We start from the raw sequence: 13,639 nt of genomic DNA, 5'->3' as shown, positions 1-13,639 counted from the left end.
ATCCGCCCCGCGTGGACGGTCCGGCGGTGGGGATTCGGACCCGGTGGCGGCCCCGGGGGCGGCTTCCCCGGCATCGGTGAGCGGCCCGCCGGTGCTTTCGGCGCCCGTAGCGGCGACGGGCCGACCGACGGTGACGGCGACGACGGCCGAGTCGGAGGTGACTGGCGCCCCCGAGGTGACGGGCCACCCCGAGGTGACGGATCACCCCCGGGTGACGGGCCACCCCGAGGTGACGGATCACCCCCGGGCGGCGGGCCGGGCCCGGGGGGCGGGCGGCCCCGAGGTGGCGCCGGGGGGTTGCTCGACGCCCGGGAGCCCAGCGAGGAGCTGCGTACCCTGCTGACCGTCGATGCCGACTCCTACACCTGGGTCGCTGCCACCGTCGGCTCGAACAACGCCTCCGGATACCAGCTGGCTACCGGCCGTCCGGTGATGGCCGTCGGCGGGTTCAACGGCAGCGACCCGTCGCCCACCCTGGCCCGCTTTCAGCAGTATGTGGCCGAGGGACGGATCCACTACTTCCTCGGCGGGGGCGGCTTCAACGCGATCGGGGGCAGCGACGTCTCCGGCGACATCGCCGGGTGGGTGGCGGCGAACTTCACCGCCGAGACCGTCGACGGCGTCACCCTGTACGACCTGACCGGCACGAGGGAGGGCTGACATGATCGGCGCTGAAGAGTCGCGGGCGATCCCGGTTGCCCGGACGGACACTCCGACCCCCGTCCTCGACGTGGTGGTCCCGGTCCACAACGAGGAGACCGACCTCGGCCCCTGCGTACGGCGGCTGCACGCCTACCTGACCGGACACCTGCCGTACCCGTTCCGGATCACCGTGGCAGACAACGCCAGTGTGGACGGCACCCTGGCGGTGGCGCACCGCCTCGCCGCCGACCTGCCCGAGGTCTGCGTCCTGCACCTGGCGGCGAAGGGACGGGGGCGGGCCCTCCACGCGGCCTGGTCGGCCTCACCGGCACCGGTGCTGGCCTACATGGACGTCGACCTCTCCACCGACCTCGCCGCCCTCCTGCCGTTGGTGGCGCCCCTCATCTCCGGCCATTCCGACCTGGCCATCGGGACCCGGTTGGCCGCGACGTCACGGGTGGTGCGGGGAGCCAAACGGGAGATCATCTCCCGGGGCTACAACCTGCTGCTGCGCGGCACCCTGGCTGCCCGGTTCTCCGACGCGCAGTGCGGTTTCAAGGCGATCCGGGCCGATGTCGCAGTGGAACTGCTGCCGCTGGTCCGGGACACCGGATGGTTCTTCGACACCGAGTTGCTGGTGCTGGCGCAGCGGACCGGGCTTCGGATCCACGAGGTGCCTGTGGACTGGGTCGACGATCCGGACAGCCGGGTGGACATCGTCGCCACCGCCCTGGCGGACCTGCGGGGTATCGCCCGGTTGGGGCGGGCACTGCTCACCGGGGCGCTGCCCCTGGCCGGGTTGCGCGACCGGCTCGGCCGGTCACCGTTGGGTCGGCCCCGGGGTCGGGTGCCCGCCGGGCTGGCCGGTCAGCTCGCCCGGTTCGCCGGTGTCGGAGTGGCCAGCACCCTCGCCTACCTGCTGCTCTACCTGGGCGGTCGGATGGTTCTCGGGCCGCAGGCGGCGAACCTGGTGGCGCTGCTGGTCACGGCGGTGGCGAACACGGCGGCGAACCGGCGGTTGACCTTCGGCATCACCGGTCGCCGCCACACCGTCCGCCACCACCTGCACGGGTTGCTCGCCTTCGCCCTGGGGTTGGGACTGACCAGTGGCTCCCTGGCCGTCCTGCACGCCGTGTCGACCGACGGCCCCCGCCTGGTGGAACTGGCGGTCCTCGTCACCGCGAACCTGGCCGCCACGGTGCTGCGTTTCGTCGTGCTCCGGCTGGTCATGCACCACGAACGGGTCTGAGCCGGGCCGCGCCTGGCAGACTCCGAAGGCGTGTATCGGGAGCGTCGCTGCGGGATCGCCGGGGCCGTGCTGTGGACCAGGGCGTCGCCGGCCGACGCCGACACCGTCAGGGTCCTTCCCGACGGTTGCCTCGACCTGATCTGGTCCAGCCGGTCCGGTCTCCTGGTGGCCGGTCCGGACCGGCGCGCCCACCTCGGCCCCGACGAGCCGGGGCAGTGGTGGGTGGGCCTGCGTCTGCCGCCCGGCGTGGGACCGGCGGTCCTCGGGGTCCCCGCCGACGAACTACGCGACCGGCGGGTGCCGTTGGCCGACCTGTGGGGGGCGGGACCCGCCGACCGGGTGGCCGCGTCGGCGGTCGGGGCCCCACCCCGGCCCGTCGGCGGGGACCCGGGCCGGTGGCCGGGGTCGGTCCGTCCCCCGGTGGACCTCGGCCGGGTGGCCCGGGCGCTGGAGGCGGTCGCCGTGGACCGGCTCCACCGGGCCGACGGGCCGGATCCGGTCGGGCTCCGGGTGGCCGCCAGCCTGGCGACGGGGACGAGCGTGGCCGCGACCGCCGCCGAGGTCGGCCTCGACGCGCGGGCCCTGCACCGGCGGTGTCGCCGCCTGTTCGGGTACGGCCCGAAGACCCTGGCCCGGATCCTGCGGATGCGGCGGGCGCTGGCGATGGCCCGCACCGGTACGCCCCTGGCGGAGGTGGCGGCCCGCGCCGGGTACGCCGACCAGGCGCACCTCGGTCGGGACGTCCGGGATCTGGCGGGGGTGCCGCCCCGGGTGTTGCTGGGACGGTGACCTCGCCCGGGGAGGTGACCCCGGGTCCGAGGGGGTGCCCGTCTCTCAGGCGGTGGTGGGCAGGGGTGCGAAGAGGTCAACCGTGGTGCCGTCCGGGTCGCGGAGGACGGCGTACCGCTGCCCCCACGGGGCGTCCCACGGCTCCCGGTGGCCGGTGAACCCGGCACCGGTCATGTCGGCGTACCCGTTGTCCACCTCGGCCGGGGTGTCGTAGCGGAACGCCAGGGCGGCCCCGCCTCCGCGCCCCGGGGACCAGTCGGGGTCGACCGACCGGGCGACCTCGGCGGTGTCCCACGCCAGGCGGAGCCCGTGGGGGAGGGTGACCTCCACGTGGGGTTGGTTCTCGGCTCCGGGCGGGATGTCCAGGCCGAGGCGGCGGTAGAAGTCGAGGGCGCGGGCCATGTCGGTGGCCACGATGCCGATCATGTCGAGTCGCGGTGTCATGTCGACGACGCTAGGCGAGGTCCGGTCGGTCGGTCTTGAACGAAACGGACAACCCGGTCGAGGGAGTCCACCGGTGTCGCCCCAAGCAGGCAAACCGTCGCGTAACGTACTAAAGAGATGAAAGGTCGTTGACGGGGCAGATCGTGCACGTCGGCGCATCGGCGGCGTCGGATCGGCGCGACGGCAGGAGGGAGCGGACGGTGATCGACCTTGCCTACCTGGATGCGGGTTCCGGCAGCCTGATCGTGCAGGCGGTGGTCGGCGGGGCGGCCGGGGTGGTGGTGGCCGGCAAGCTCTACTGGCGGCGACTCGTCGACCGGTTCCGCCGGCAGCGCACCGACCGGAACTGACCAGGGGCGGGGACGATGGCGATCTCCGACATGTCGGTCCGGACCGAACCCGGGTCCTTCCGCGACCCCGGCAACCAGGTCTTCTACCACGGCGGCGACGTCCTGCGGGGCCTGGACCCGACGGCGGCGCAGCAGTGGCTGGCCCTGTCTGCCACCGAGTTCTTCCCGGCCCTGCTGGCCGAGGGGAAGATCTGCCCCACCGAGGCGGTCGACCCGGTCCGGGTGCCGACCGGCAGCCGGTGGGCCACGGTCCTGCGGCACGAGCGGATCCCCTTCGTCTCCCACCCGTACGAGTGGTCGTTCGGGATGTTGCGCGACGCGGCCCTGCTGCACCTGGAGATCCTGCGCTCGGCCCTGTCGGCGGGGTTCACCACCAAGGACGGGTCGGCGTACAACCTCCAGTGGCGGGGGGCGAGCCCGGTCTTCATCGACGTGGGCTCGTTCGAGCCGGTCCGCGACGGCGAGCCGTGGGCCGGCTACCGGCAGTTCTGTCAGACCCTGCTCTATCCGCTGCTCGTCACCGCCCATCTCGGCCTCGACTTCCGGCCCTGGCTGCGGTCCCAGGTCGACGGCATCGAGGCCGACCAGATGCGCCGCCTGTTCACCGGGACCCGCCGTCTCCTGCGCGGGGTCCCGGCCCACGTCCACCTGCACGGTGCGATGCAGGCCCGCAACGCCGAGGCCAGCACCACCGACGTCCGGGCCCAACTGCGGGCCGCCGGGTACTCCCGGGACCTGGCGTTGGCGACGGTACGCGGGATGGAGCGCCTCGTGCGCCGCCTCGACCACCGTCCGTCGGCCGGACACTGGGCCGACTACCAGCGCACCTGCGGGTACTCCGGTGCCGACCGGGAGGCCAAGGAGGGGTTCGTCGACACCGCGCTGGCCTCCGCCGGGTATCCGGGCCTCGTGCTCGACCTGGGCGCCAACGACGGCAGGTACTCCCGGATCGCCGCCCGCCACGCCGAGTACGTGGTCGCCGTCGAGCAGGACCCGGACGTGGTCGACGCCCTCTACCGGACGCTGCGCGCCGAGGGGGAACGGCGGATCCTGCCGGTGGTGACCGATCTGGCCGACCCCTCGCCGGGGGGCGGGTGGCGGGGCGTCGAGCGGGCCGGTTTCGCCGACCGGGCCACCGCCGACGTCGCCCTCGCCCTGGCCGTCGTGCACCACCTCGCGCTCGGGCGCAACGTGCCGCTGCCGGAGGTCCTCGACTGGCTGGTCGGCTGTGTCGTCCCGGGTGGACGCCTGGTGGTGGAGTTCGTCCACCCGGAGGACCCGATGGCCCGTCGGCTGCTGGCGAACAAGCCCGACGGGCTCTTCCCCGACTACCGGCGCACGACCTTCGAGGCGCTCCTGACCCGCCGGGGGCGCATCGAGCGGCAACGGGAACTGCCCTCGGGCACCCGGACCCTGTACCAGGTGGCGGTGTGACAGGTCCGGTCCGCCCGACCGCCCCGGACCCGTCCGGATCCGACCCGGACGGGCCCTCGACGCCCGAGCACCGCCCCGGCGAGGGGCGGCGGGCCGGATGGCGGGCCGAGGTCCGCCGCCTGCTGGAGGTCACCGCCCTGGTCGGCCTGGTGGTCACCCAACCGCTGCTCGACGTCCTGGGCCGCAGCCCCGACTTCTTCCTGTTCCACGGGGCCTCCCCCGGTGAGGTGGCCGCACTGGTGGCGCTGGTCGCCCTGGTCCCCACCGTGTCGCTCGGCCTGGTCGGGGCGGTCAGTCGGGTGGCCGGGCGAGCCGTCCGGGCCGGTACGCACACGCTGCTGGTCGGCCTGCTGGTGGCCGCGCTCGCGGTCCAGGTGGGGCGGCACGTCACCCCGGTACGCGGGGTGCCGCTGCTGGTGGCGGCGGTGCTGGTCGGCGCGGCGGCGGCGTACGCCCACCGGCGGTTCGCGGTCCTGGGGCGGGTCCTGCGGGTGGCCGCGCTCGGGCCGGTGGTCTTCGTCGCGCTCTTCGTGCTGGTCTCGCCGACCTCGGCGGTGGTGCTGCCGACCGGCCCGGTCGGGGCGGCCGGGCAGGCCCACGGCTCCGGCCCCCGTCCTGCGGTGGTCCTGCTGGTCCTCGACGAGCTTCCGTTGGTGAGCCTGCTCGGCGCTGACGGGCGGATCGACGCCGACCGCTATCCGCACTTCGCCGAGCTGGCCGCCGGGTCGACGTGGTACCCCGCCGCCTCCGGGGTCAGCGGGTGGACACCGTACGCGCTGCCGGCGATGCTGACCGGCCGCTACCCGGCGGTGCCGGCGGCCCCGCACTACTCCCGGTACCCGGACAACCTGTTCACCGCCCTCGGCGGGTGGTACGACGTCCGGGCGCAGGAGAGCATCACCCGTCTCTGCCCGCCCAGCCGCTGCGACCAGCCGGTCCGCCCGGAGCAGGGGCTGGGGGTGCTGACCCGGCGCAGCGCCGACCTGCTGGGGCAGATCGTCGCCCCGCAGGACAGCCGGATCGACCCGGAGGCGTCGTATCGGGAACCGAGCAGTGCCGAGGTGGCGGTGGACGCCGCCGAGGCGGCTCCGGCCGATCCGAAGTTCCGCTGGGACCGGCTCAACGAGAGCCAACCGACCCGGTTCACCGCCTTCCTCGACGACCTGCGTCCCAGCGACAGGCCGACGCTGCACTTCCTGCACCTGCTGATGCCGCACGCGCCGTGGACGTACCTGCCCTCCGGGGCCCGGTACGACGCGCCGGACGAGCTGCCGAACGAGGGTGCCGGCTGGGTGGACCTGGCCCGGCAGCGGCACCTGGCCCAGCTCGGGTACACCGATCGGCTGATCGGGGAGACGCTGCGGACCCTGCGCGAGCGGGGCCTGTACGACGACTCCCTGCTGGTGGTCACCGCCGACCACGGGGTGAGCTTCACCCAGGGGGTGCAGGGTCGGGGGCTGGACGCCCTGCGGGCCCAACCGGGGCAGGTGGCCGGGGTGCCCCTGTTCGTCAAGACACCGGGGCAGCGGGTGGGGCGCGTGGACGAACGCAACTGGGAGCACGTCGACCTGTTGCCGACCATCGCCGACGAGGTCGGGATCCGGCTTCCCGGGCCGGTGGACGGGCGTTCCGCCCGGCAGACGCCCCGGGACCGGACCGACAAGCGCTTCTACGACAGTCCCGGCCAGGCGGTGACCATCCCGGGCGGCGTGCCGGCCGTACCACTGGTGTCGCCGCCGCACCCGCTGGTCGGCACCACCGTCGGTGAGGTGCCGGAGTCCGGGCAGGAGGCCCGGGTGGTCGGCCTCGACGCGTTCGACGCCGTCGATCCGGACGAGGGTCGGCTGCCCGCGCTGGTGTGGGGCACGGTGCCGGACGGGGTCCCCGACGGCACCCTGCTGGCGGTGGCCGTCAACGGTCGGATCGCGGCTGTCGTCCCGGTGGTTCCCGAGCATCCGGATGGTCGGCGTTTCGCCGCCTTCATGCCCGACGACCGGTTGTTCGTCGCCGGGGTCAACCGGCTGGACGTCTACCGGGTGGACGCCGACGGCGCGCTGCGCCGGCTGGCCCTGTCCTGAGGGTTCCAGCGGTGCCGGGATAGCCCGACACGATCACACGACATGTCACCGTTCATCCGTTTCTGCCGGCAGCTTTCGCGTGGCCTGACGACCACCGTCCGCAGCGAGCCCGCCGCCGGGCGGTCCGAAGGTTTTCCGTCCGAGGGCCGGGTATTCCAAGGTTTCCACTGTTGTCGGGGCTTCGCAGGACAGAGGTTTTCCGATCATACCGGTCGGGAATGGGGTGACGCATGCCTCACCCCCGATCCGCGGCAAGCGGTATCTCTGCCTCCGTGTTTACGGTAAAAGCGAAGGCAATTCAAAAGATCTGCCGGCGAAGCGAGGAACCACATGACGGAAGTCAAGCTCGATCACCCGGGTGGGCAGCTCTCGATGCCTGTGCAGAACGCGGTCGAGGGCCCCCCGGGCGTCGGGGTGAGCAAACTCCTGAAGGAGACCGGGCTCGTCACCTACGACCCGGGCTTCGTCAACACCGCCTCCTGCTCCTCCGCCATCACCTACATCGACGGTGATGCGGGGATCCTGCGATACCGGGGCTACCCGATCGAGCAGCTGGCCAAGCAGTCCTCCTTCCTGGAGGTCTCGTACCTGCTCATCTACGGTGAGCTGCCCACCGAGACCCAGCTGACCGAGTTCACCGAGCGGATCCGCCGGCACTCGCTGCTGCACGAGGAGATGCGTCGGTTTTTCGACGGCTTCCCCCGCGAGGCCCACCCGATGGCGGTGCTCTCCTCGGCGGTCAGCGCGCTGTCGACCTTCTACCAGGACAGCCTGGACCCGTTCGACAAGGAACACGTGGAGATGTCCACGGTCCGGCTGATGGCCAAGGTGCCGACCATCGCGTCGTACGCCTACAAGAAGTCGATCGGCCAGCCCCTGCTGTACCCGGACAACTCCCTCGGGTACGTGGACAACTTCCTGCGGATGACCTTCGGCGTACCGGCGGAGCCCTACGAGGTCGACCCGGTCATGGCCAAGGTGCTGGACATGCTGTTCATCCTGCACGCCGACCACGAGCAGAACTGCTCCACGTCGACCGTGCGACTGGTCGGCTCCAGCAACGCCAACCTCTTCGCCTCGGTCTCGGCCGGGGTCAACGCCCTGTTCGGGCCGCTGCACGGCGGGGCGAACCAGGCGGTCCTGGAGATGCTGGAGAAGATCCAGGCCTCCGGCGGCGACGTCAAGTCCTTCGTCCGCAAGGTCAAGGACAAGGAGGACGGCGTCAAGCTGATGGGCTTCGGCCACCGGGTCTACAAGAACTACGACCCGCGCGCCGCCATCGTCAAGGAGGCCGCCCAGGACGTCCTCGGGCGGATGGAGGTGGCCGACCCGCTGCTGGACATCGCCGTGCAGCTGGAGGAGATCGCCCTCGCCGACGACTTCTTCGTCTCCCGGCGGCTCTACCCGAACGTGGACTTCTACACCGGCCTGATCTACAAGGCCATGGGCTTCCCGACGAAGATGTTCACGGTGCTGTTCGCCCTCGGTCGGCTGCCGGGCTGGATCGCCCAGTGGCGTGAGATGATCGGCGATCCGGAGACCAAGATCGGCCGTCCCCGGCAGCTCTACACCGGCTCCGCCGAGCGGTCCTACACCCCCTTCGGGGAGCGCTGAGAGCGACACCACGTCCGACGGCACCGGCCGCGTACCCGATCGGGTACGCGGCCGGTGCCGTTCGACGCCTCGGCCGGGGAGGGTGCCCGCCCGGCCGGACGGATCAGTGGTGGTGCTCCTCCTCGTGGGCGGTGTCGGGAAGGTCTCCCAGCACTTTGTTGATCACGTGGATCCGGGCGCCCGTCGCCTGGTAGTCGGCGCAGACCGTGTCGGCCCGGTCGGCCACCCGCGCCCCCGTCTCGGCCGAGGTGACAGTCACCGGGGTACCGGCGAGCGTGGTCACCGTCCCGGCGGCCACCAGGTCGGCGACCGGGTACGCCCCGGTCAGCACGTGCTCCCGCAGCAGCCCCCGGAGGGTCTCGGTCTCCTTGAGCAGCAGCTGGTCGACGTTCTCGGTGGAGAACTTGGCCCGGAACGCGTCGTCGGTCGGTGCCAGGACGGTGATCGCCCCGGCGGCCGACAGCTCCTCGGCCATCCCGGTGGCGCGTACCGCCGCCTCGAAGGTGGTGAGCACCGGAATCCAGGTGAGGGCCACCCCGGGCGACTGGTCCGCCAGGGAGTTCGGGTTGCCCGGCTCGGTCCCCGAGGGCAGCACGTCGCACAGGGGACCGGTGACAGCGACCGGGGTGCTGTCGGCGGCCCGGTCCGCCGGGCCGGAGTCGGCCTCCGGCGAGCCGGTGCACCCGGCCACCGCGATCAGCAGGGACAGGGCGAGGCCGACCACCGCCCGGGCGGGCCGCCGGTGAGCGGCCCCGGACGCGGGACCGGGGATGAGCGTGTCGGACACGGGTTCTCCACTCGATTGCCGGGAAGGGGGTACCGGCAGGCCGGCGCGGGGCCGACCTGCCGGTACCCGTCGTCAGGTCGAGGTCAGCAGGTCACAGCGCTGCGCACTGGCTGCGCTTGGGCCCCGTGACGGAGTTGGCGACCTCCATGTTCGTCGGCACCGGCGAGTTGCCGGAGCAGCTCAGCGGACCGTTGACGCTGTTGCCGGCCACCAGCGGGGCCACACCCGCGCTGTTGACCACGTCGACCGGGCCGGACAGCTTGTTGCCGACCACGACCACCGGACCCTGGGTGCCGGTGGCGCGGACCGGACCGTTGACGGTGCTGTCGGTCAGGACGAACCCGGCGGCACCGGTGGCGTCCACCGGACCGTTGATCGAGCTGCCGTTGACGATCAGGGTGGCACCGGGCTGGACCCGGACCGGACCCCGGACGGTGGCCCCGTCGAGGCAGGCGACGCCGGAGACGACGAGCTGGCCGTTGCGGGTGCCGGTCAGGGTGGGGGCGATCCGCTCACCGGCGACCAGGCCCTCGACTGCCTGCTCGTCGAGGAGCAGCGGGACCAGGCCCCGCTCGGGCTGGGAGAGCGGGACGAGGTAGCCGTCGGCAACCTTGATCACCTTCCAGCCGTGGGCGGCGAGCCGCTGGGCCACAGTGGTGCGCTGACCCGCCGGGCCGTCGGTGCGCTCACCGTTGTACTGCGCCTCGGTCAGCCGGTACGCGCACGGTGCCTGCTCCAGGATCCGGTTCGGAGTGGGGGCGTCCACCGGCGGCGGGTTCTCGCCCGGGTGCGGGGCGGGGTGGGCCTTGACCTCGTGGGAGCCCCGGAACACGATCCGGCCCTCGTTGGCGGACTGGAACCTGATCGCCTCCGACCGGGCGGTGGTGATCTTGGTGACGTTGGCGCTGTGGTAGGCCAGGAACTGGTTGAACGTCCACAGCGACGAGTAGGTCTTGCGCCGACGGTTGTTCGCGGTGTTGCTCTCGTCCGGCCGGGTCGGGCCGCCGGCGCTGCGCAGCTCCAGCAGGGAGTTGACAACGTTCTTCAGGCCGAGGGTGTTGCGCAGGATGGTCTCCTCGCCCAACCCCACGTTCGCCCCGGTACAGCTGTAGGGGCAGGCCCACCAGCCGTCCTTGGCGCCCTCGGTGTACATGTGGCCCTCGATCATGTTCTGCGACTCGTCGAAGATCCCCTGCGCGACGTTGCGGTGTCGCGGCGGCAGCATCGGCAGGTCACCGGTGTTGGAGTTGCCGTACTCGTGGCCGTCGTAACCGGCGATCGGCCGGTAGTCGCGGATCATCTCCACGAAGGCCCGGGTCTCCGGCTGACGGATCAGCGAGTAGTCCCGGTTCAGGTCCTGACCTGTCGAGTTGCCCCGGCTGCCGGTCGCCCGACCGTCGCCGTTGAGGGTCGGCACGATCAGCATGGTGGTCTTCGACAACCGGTCGAGGGTGGTGCTGTCGTCGGTGAACGCCAACTGTCGGGCCAGGATCAGGCAGCCCTCGCGGTCACCCGGCTCGTTGCCGTGCACGTTGCAGTTGACCAGCAGGGGGTTGGTAGCGGCCACCGCCTCCGGGGTCGCCGGTGGGGTGGGGTAGCCGATGACGAACATGTTGATCGGCCGGTTCTGCAGGGTGCGGCCGATCTCCACCACCCGGACCCGGTCGCTGCCCTCGTCGATCGCGGCGGTGTACGCGTACTCGTTGACGTCGCTTGTGTACTGCGCGCCGAGGGTGTTCTCCCACTGGGTCCGCAGGTTCTGGCCGGGGACGGCGGGGTCGCCCCAGTGGGCGCGGGCGGTGCCGGTGACCGGGGCCGAGTACGGCTGGGCCTCGGTGCCGAACCGGGCCCGGACCCGCCACTGGAAGCTGTTGCCCGGGGCGAATCCGGCGTCGGCGAAGGTCGGCTCGGAGTTGTTGATCTGACGGTTCGGGCGCCAGATGCCGACGACCACGGCGTTGCCGGTGGCGGTCCCGTCCGCTGCCACCGGGGTCCGCTCGATCTGGTAGTCGGTCGCCCCGTCGACGTGGGTCCAGGAGAGCGTGGCGAAGCCGTCACCCTGGACGACCGAGACGCCCTGGACCTGGTTCGGCTCCGCCTGCTGCAGGAGGGCGGGCAGTTGCCCGTGCGCCTGCGACGGCACCGCCGTCGCCGCGAGCACGCCTGCGAGCAGGGCGGAGAACACACCGGCCGTTGTCCGTCTGTATCTCAAAGGGGATCTCCAAACAGGAGGAATGGCTGGGGGTACGCACAGCACACCCCCGGCCGACCCGTCACGGGCCCGTCACCTGGGATTCTTGAGGATCATCTGAGGTTGACGGCCTGTTCACCCGGCGCGTAGCCGGTAACCGACGCCCCGGACGGTCTCGACGAGCCCGGCGTCGTCGAGCTTGCCGCGCAGGGCCGCGACGTGGACGTCGAGGTTGTGTCGGGTGGCCCAGGTCGTCTGCCAGACGTCGAGCTGCAACCGGTCCCGGGGCACCACCGACCCCGCCTGCCGGGCCAGCGCCACCAGCAGGTCGAACTCCTTACGGGCCAGGCTGACCTCCCGCTCGGCCACCCAGACCCGGCGGGCGTCGAGGTCGATGCGGAGGGTCCCGACCTGGAGCGACGCGCTCGTGGTCCGGGTGCTGCGGGTGGTCCGACGCATCACCGCCTCGATGCGGGCCTGCAACTCCACCATCGAGAACGGTTTGACGACGTAGTCGTCGGCACCGGCCCGGAGCCCGGCGACCCGGTCGTACTCCTCGGCCCGGGCGCTGACGGCGATGATGGCGACGTCCTCGTCGACCTGGCGGATCCGTCGGCACACCTCCAACCCGTCCCGGTCGGGCAGGTTGAGGTCGAGCAGGACGAGGTCGACAGGGTCGGCCCGGACCGCCTCGGCGGCGGTCATCGCCGCGACGACCTGGTGTCCCCGGCGTCGCAGGGCCTTGGAGAGGGCAGCGGCCACGCGCAGGTCGTCCTCCACCAGCAGCACCCGCACCCGCAACCCCCTCGGACCTCGTCCCGGTCGCCGTCCATGCGAGTCTGTCGGATCAGAACAGGCCTGACCAGTGCGGATACAAGATCGTAACCGCAGTGGGGGCCGTGCCGACAGCGTGTGGCGACGTTCGGACAGCCTTCGGCGTACCGGTCGGGGCGTCGATCGGGTCGGGACACGTCGGTCCCGACGGCGACGGTGCGCGTCGCCGCCGGGACCGACCGGTGCTCAGCGCAGGCCGGCGGCGGCCAGGAGGTTGCCCGCACCCACCGGGGGCAGCGCCCGACCCTGGGTCATCTGCCGGTTCGCCCGCTCGGCGGTGAAGGCGGCGTCCTGACTGATCGCTGTGGCGTAGGCGGTGGCGGTCCGGTGCGCGATAGCGGTCCAGCCGTACTGCTCGTGCACCATGCTCCGGGCCCGTCGGGCCAGGCGGCGAGCCCGCTCGGTGTCCGACAGCAGCGCGTGCACCGCCTCGGTGAGCCCGTGCGGGTCCTGCGGCGCGAACGTCATCCCGGTGACCCCGGGCTCGACGATCTCGGCCAGTCCACCGGTGGCGGCCACCGCCAGGGGCGCCCCCGCAGCGGCCCCCTCCAGGGCCACCATGCCGAAGGGCTCGTAGATGCTCGGCACCGCGAAGCAGTCCGAGGCGGCCATCATCGCCGGCAGGTCGGTGCCGCCCAGGAAACCGGGCATGGTGACGGTCCCGCCGAGACCGAGCCGGTGGACCTCCGCCTCCAGCTCCGCCCGGTACGGCCCGTCACCGGCGATCACCACCCGCAGCCCCGGGTGCCGTTCGCGCAGCCGGGGCAGGCCGGCGATGAGGTGCTGCACGCCCTTCTCGTAGACCAGCCGACCCGCGAAGGTGACGAGGGGACCGTCCCCGGCGAACCGGGACCGGGCGGCGGCGACCGCCGAGGTGGGCACCCGCCACCTGTGGGTCTCGACCCCGTTGGGCACCACGTCGACCCGTCCGGTCGGCACCCCGAACAACGCCCCGACCTCGTCGCGCATGTACCCGGAGCAGACGATGACCCGGCCGGACTCGTTCGCCAGCCACTGCTCCACCCCGTGGATGGTCCGGTTCATCTCCTCCGGCAGCCAGCCCTGGTGCCGTCCGGCCTCCGTGGCGTGGATGGTGCTCACCAGCGGGATGTCCAGGTGGTCACGCAGCGTCATCGCGGTGTGGGCGACGAGCCAGTCGTGGGCGTGGACCACGTCGTAGGCGCCGGCCTCGGTGGCGCGCAGGGCGGCGCGGGTGAGGGTGTGGTT

At 72.5% G+C, this 13,639-nt stretch carries 12 protein-coding genes; 7 read left to right on the top strand and 5 right to left on the bottom strand.

Annotation, left to right across the window (positions count from 1 at the left end; all coding sequences use genetic code 11):
* Positions 1 to 297: 297 nt before the first annotated feature.
* The 3 genes from ABT336_RS27605 to ABT336_RS24180 are packed head-to-tail and all read left to right on the top strand — an operon-like array spanning position 298 to position 2,680.
* The gene (locus tag ABT336_RS27605; protein ID WP_502891255.1) at positions 298 to 660 is read left to right on the top strand and encodes a mannosyltransferase YkcB-related protein; all 363 of its coding nucleotides are present in this window, start codon (positions 298 to 300) and stop codon (positions 658 to 660) included.
* A gap of 1 nt (position 661) precedes the next feature.
* Entirely contained in the window at positions 662 to 1,891 is a 1,230-nt protein-coding gene (locus tag ABT336_RS24185) for a bifunctional glycosyltransferase family 2/GtrA family protein (RefSeq protein ID WP_350899360.1), read from the top strand.
* Between the two features lie 30 nt (positions 1,892 to 1,921).
* Positions 1,922 to 2,680 carry a helix-turn-helix domain-containing protein gene (locus tag ABT336_RS24180; protein WP_350899358.1) on the top strand — a complete coding sequence of 253 codons (759 nt, stop codon included), beginning with the start codon at positions 1,922 to 1,924 and terminating at the stop codon, positions 2,678 to 2,680.
* Between the two features lie 45 nt (positions 2,681 to 2,725).
* Here the strand turns inward: ABT336_RS24180 and ABT336_RS24175 are convergent, their stop codons facing one another.
* The gene (locus ABT336_RS24175; protein WP_350899356.1) at positions 2,726 to 3,124 is read right to left on the bottom strand and encodes a VOC family protein; all 399 of its coding nucleotides are present in this window, start codon (positions 3,122 to 3,124) and stop codon (positions 2,726 to 2,728) included.
* A gap of 200 nt (positions 3,125 to 3,324) precedes the next feature.
* On the opposite strand from ABT336_RS24175, the gene ABT336_RS24170 reads away from it, so the two are divergent.
* From ABT336_RS24170 to ABT336_RS24155, 4 genes are all read left to right on the top strand, one after another.
* A complete protein-coding gene (locus ABT336_RS24170) occupies positions 3,325 to 3,474 on the top strand; it encodes a hypothetical protein (protein ID WP_350899354.1) in 150 nt (49 codons plus the stop codon).
* Between the two features lie 15 nt (positions 3,475 to 3,489).
* Complete coding sequence (locus ABT336_RS24165) at positions 3,490 to 4,908, top strand: class I SAM-dependent methyltransferase (RefSeq protein WP_350899352.1); 1,419 nt, start codon at positions 3,490 to 3,492, stop codon at positions 4,906 to 4,908.
* Positions 4,905 to 6,986 (top strand): sulfatase-like hydrolase/transferase, encoded by a 2,082-nt coding sequence (locus tag ABT336_RS24160; protein WP_350899350.1) that lies wholly within the window; start codon positions 4,905 to 4,907, stop codon positions 6,984 to 6,986. The genes ABT336_RS24165 and ABT336_RS24160 overlap by 4 nt, the downstream gene beginning before the upstream one ends.
* 330 nt (positions 6,987 to 7,316) lie before the next feature.
* Positions 7,317 to 8,600, top strand: coding sequence for a citrate synthase (locus ABT336_RS24155; protein ID WP_350899348.1), 1,284 nt, complete (start codon positions 7,317 to 7,319; stop codon positions 8,598 to 8,600).
* 103 nt (positions 8,601 to 8,703) lie between these two features.
* Here ABT336_RS24155 and ABT336_RS24150 read toward each other — a convergent pair whose 3' ends face one another.
* The 4 genes from ABT336_RS24150 to ABT336_RS24135 form a co-directional block, all read right to left on the bottom strand.
* Positions 8,704 to 9,387: a fasciclin domain-containing protein gene (locus ABT336_RS24150; RefSeq protein WP_350899346.1), complete on the bottom strand. Its 684-nt coding sequence runs from the start codon at positions 9,385 to 9,387 to the stop codon at positions 8,704 to 8,706.
* A gap of 91 nt (positions 9,388 to 9,478) precedes the next feature.
* Positions 9,479 to 11,599 (bottom strand): M14 family zinc carboxypeptidase, encoded by a 2,121-nt coding sequence (locus tag ABT336_RS24145; RefSeq protein WP_350899344.1) that lies wholly within the window; start codon positions 11,597 to 11,599, stop codon positions 9,479 to 9,481.
* A gap of 114 nt (positions 11,600 to 11,713) precedes the next feature.
* Entirely contained in the window at positions 11,714 to 12,373 is a 660-nt protein-coding gene (locus ABT336_RS24140) for a response regulator transcription factor (RefSeq protein WP_350899342.1), read from the bottom strand.
* A 225-nt stretch (positions 12,374 to 12,598) separates the two neighbouring features.
* Positions 12,599 to 13,639, bottom strand: a 1,041-nt coding sequence (locus tag ABT336_RS24135) for a glycosyltransferase family 4 protein (protein WP_350899340.1), incomplete at its 5' end; no start/stop codon positions are given.

Source organism: Micromonospora sp. NPDC000207 (assembly GCF_040300925.1).
Taxonomy (GTDB): Bacteria; Actinomycetota; Actinomycetes; order Mycobacteriales; family Micromonosporaceae; genus Micromonospora.
Note: the sequence above shows the minus strand (reverse complement) of the source record. Positions and strands in the feature narration are given on the sequence as shown.